Origin of the sequence: Methylibium sp. T29 (assembly GCF_000576205.1) — a bacterium.
GTDB classification, from domain to species: Bacteria; Pseudomonadota; Gammaproteobacteria; order Burkholderiales; family Burkholderiaceae_C; genus Methylibium; species Methylibium petroleiphilum.
Genome location: NZ_AZND01000318.1, coordinates 1 through 3,205, shown reverse-complemented (window position 1 = coordinate 3,205; position 3,205 = coordinate 1). Strand labels below are relative to the sequence as shown.

Below are 3,205 nucleotides of genomic sequence, written 5' to 3'. Positions count from 1 at the left end.
CCCTGGCTCAATGCCTGATGGCTCAGACCCAAGCAGTACAGCACCTAGCCGAAGTCCTGCAGGAAAGCCTAGATGAGGACATCACAGGGGAAGACCCGCCGATGGTCTACCTCAACGGCAAGCGAGCCGACTAGGCTAAGGGGCAGGAAGCTACAGGTGAGGCGCCTCAAGCTCTGGACTGCCAATCCCTACTGCGCCATGTGCGGCAGGCTGACCGACTACCCCGATGGGTTTGAGCTGGATCACAAGATAGCTCTGACCAACGGCGGAGAGGACACGGAAGCCAACTGCCAGATCCTCTGCATCGAAGACCACGACACCAAAACCCGCACTGATCTAGGTCATCGAGAGGTGAGGCAGGTAGGGCCCGATGGATGGCCGATGGGGGCGGGGGAGTCGTCAAGTAATTAGCCTTCCCTATGGAAACCGCCTCCGAACCTTCCTTTTCACACCCGCAATTTGAGAGACGACCAAATGGCAAGGCCCAGACTACCGGCCGCTAAGGCTGCAGTGTCCGGCGCGGCCATTCACGATCCGGCACGCTTCAAGGACCGGAAATCCCCGAAGAAAACCCGCCCGCTGGGTGAGCCCTACGTCCGGATGACCGACGATCAGAAGGTCTGTTGGGAAGAGTACCGGTCGGAGCTTCCGTGGCTCAACAGCTCGCATCGCCCGCTTCTCCGGCTGGCCTGCATCTGGACGGCGAAGATGGACGAGGTTGATTTTGGGGTCTCAGCAACCCAGGCCCTCAGCTCCATCCTTTCGAAGTTGGGCGCGACGCCGGTTGACGAAACCAAAGTGAACCATGCCGAGGACGACGACGAAGACCCCGCCGATCGATTCTTTGGTAGATCGCACTAGGGAGTATGCGGAGGCGGTTGTCTCCGGGATCACGGTAGCTGGGCCGCACGTCAGGAATGCGTGCCGGCGCCATCTACTAGACCTAGAGAACGGGTCGGCCCGTGGTCTGCGGTTCGATCATGAGGCGGCCTCTTATGCCTTCGAGTTCTTCGAGGGAATCCTTCGGCTCTCAGAAGGTCAGTTCGACGGCAAGCCATTCGAGCTTCACCCCAGCCAGGCATTCATCGTAGGTTCGCTGTTCGGCTGGAAGCGGCAGGACGGCACCAGACGCTTTAGGCGCGCCTACATCGAGCAGGGCAAGGGAAACGGCAAGTCCCCCTTGGCCGGCGGCATCGGCTTGCTGGGTATGGTTTCCGATGGTGAGGCCGGCGCCCAGGTCTATGCCGCTGCCGCGAAGCGAGAGCAGGCCGGCATTCTGTTCGCTGACGCGGTGAAGATGGTCAAGCAGTCCCCGGCGCTCAAGAAGCGGGTGGAGTTTTCGGGCGGCCCTGGGCGAGAGTTCAACATCGCCCACCACCCTAGCGGCAGTTTCTTCCGGCCTGTATCACGGGATACCGGGAAGACCGGCTCAGGGCCTCGTCCGTACTTCGTCCTCGCTGATGAAGTCCATGAGCTGCCGGACCGCAAGATCATCGAGATGCTGGAACGCGGCTTCAAGTTCCGCCGCCAGCCGCTCCTGTTCATGATTACGAACAGCGGGTCGGATCGGAACTCTGTTGCCTGGGAAGAGCATGAGCACGCGGTCAAGGTGGCCGCAGGGCATACCGAAGCGGTCAACGATCCCAGCTTTGTCGGTGAGCCACTAGATGACACGACCTTCAGCTACGTCTGCGCTCTCGACGACGGAGACGACCCGCTCAACGACCCGACGTGTTGGGTTAAGGCCAACCCGCTTCTTGGCGTCACGATCACCGAGGGCTACCTGTCCGAAGTGGTTGCTCAGGCAAAGGCGATACCTGGTCAGCTAAACGGCATCCTCCGACTGCACTTCTGCATCTGGACGGATGCTGAAACCGCATGGATGACCAGAACGACACTTGAGCCGGCACTTGCGGAGTTCGACCCGCAGATCCACGCTGGCAAGAAGGTCTATTGCGGTCTGGATCTCTCGCAGAACCGTGACATCACGGCCAAGGCGTCGGTTGTTCAGACCGGAGTGACGGCCGACAACAAGCCGCTATTCGATGCATGGATCGAGGCGTGGACTCCGGGCGACACCATCAAGGCCAGAGAGCTTCGCGACAAGCTGCCCTACACAGTCTGGCGAGATCAGGGCTACATCCAGGCCCCGGCAGGCGAGAACATCAATTATCGACAGGTCGCTCAGGCCCTGTCGGAGGATGCTGGACGCTTCGCCATCCAGATGGTCGCTTACGACCGGTATGCCTTCAAGCGCTTCGAAGAGGACGCCAAGGAAATCGGCTTGTGCCTGGAATTCGTGGAACACCCCCAGGGTGGCACCAAGAAGGGCCAGCCGACCGAAGCAATGAAGAAGGCCGCGGAGCGACGTGGCGAGAAACCGGAAGGTCTTTGGATGCCCGGCTCGCTCCGTTTACTCGAAGACGCGCTCCTTGAGGGCCGGATTCGCATCAAGAAGAACCCCGTCCTGGTGTCCGCAATGATGTCTGCGGTGACTGAAGAGGACCGCTGGGGCAACCACTGGCTAGCCAAGACGCGATCGATCAACAAGATCGATGCGGCCGTTGCTTTGTGCATGGCGATAGGCGCGGCCGTATCAACGAGCGTGCCAGTCAGGCGCCTCGTCCTCGCGACGGCCGGCTGATGGCCTGCAAGTGCGTAGACCGCCAAAGGTGGCTGGTCGAGAAGCTCTGTAAGCGAGGACTCACAAGACTGTGCGAGAGGGCAAAAGCTCGACTGGCAAAAATGGAAGCGAGACAGTGATGGAACTACAGCGCGCCTATTCCGCGTTTGAGGTGAAGGCGATCGACGGAGACCGGAGAACATTCTCTGGATGGGCCACGACGCCATCTATGGATCGAGCTGGTGACACCATCAATCCGCTCGGCGTTACCTTCCGGAACCCGCTTGCTCTGCTGCACGGACATAGACATGACTTGCCAATAGGCACGGTCAAGTTCAAGACACCTACCAAGCGCGGGATCGAGTTCGACGCTGAGATCCCTGTCGTCGGCGACGAGTACGGCTCCCTCAAGGATCGAGTGAATACGGCGTGGGGCGAGCTGAAATTCGGCCTCGTGCGCGCTGTAAGCATTGGCTTCAAACCGATCAAGTACGCATTCACGGACGACGGCGTCGACTATCAAGAGGTTGAGGTTTACGAACTCTCTACGGTGTCGATTCCTGCGCTTCCTGATGCCGTCAT

Annotated in this window: 4 protein-coding genes; all 4 read left to right on the top strand. The window is 60.0% G+C overall.

The window, feature by feature from the left end; translation table 11 throughout:
- The first annotated feature begins 72 nt into the window (after positions 1–72).
- Entirely contained in the window at positions 73–411 is a 339-nt protein-coding gene (locus tag x551_RS28250; RefSeq protein WP_081771429.1) for an HNH endonuclease signature motif containing protein, read from the top strand.
- A gap of 99 nt (positions 412–510) precedes the next feature.
- Complete coding sequence (locus x551_RS20125) at positions 511–861, top strand: hypothetical protein (protein WP_253950427.1); 351 nt, start codon at positions 511–513, stop codon at positions 859–861.
- Entirely contained in the window at positions 806–2,644 is a 1,839-nt protein-coding gene (locus x551_RS20120) for a terminase TerL endonuclease subunit (RefSeq protein WP_081771428.1), read from the top strand. Before x551_RS20125 ends, x551_RS20120 begins: the two co-directional genes overlap by 56 nt.
- Before the next feature lie 118 nt (positions 2,645–2,762).
- Positions 2,763–3,205, top strand: a 443-nt coding sequence (locus x551_RS20115; protein WP_036250592.1) for an HK97 family phage prohead protease, incomplete at its 3' end; no start/stop codon positions are given.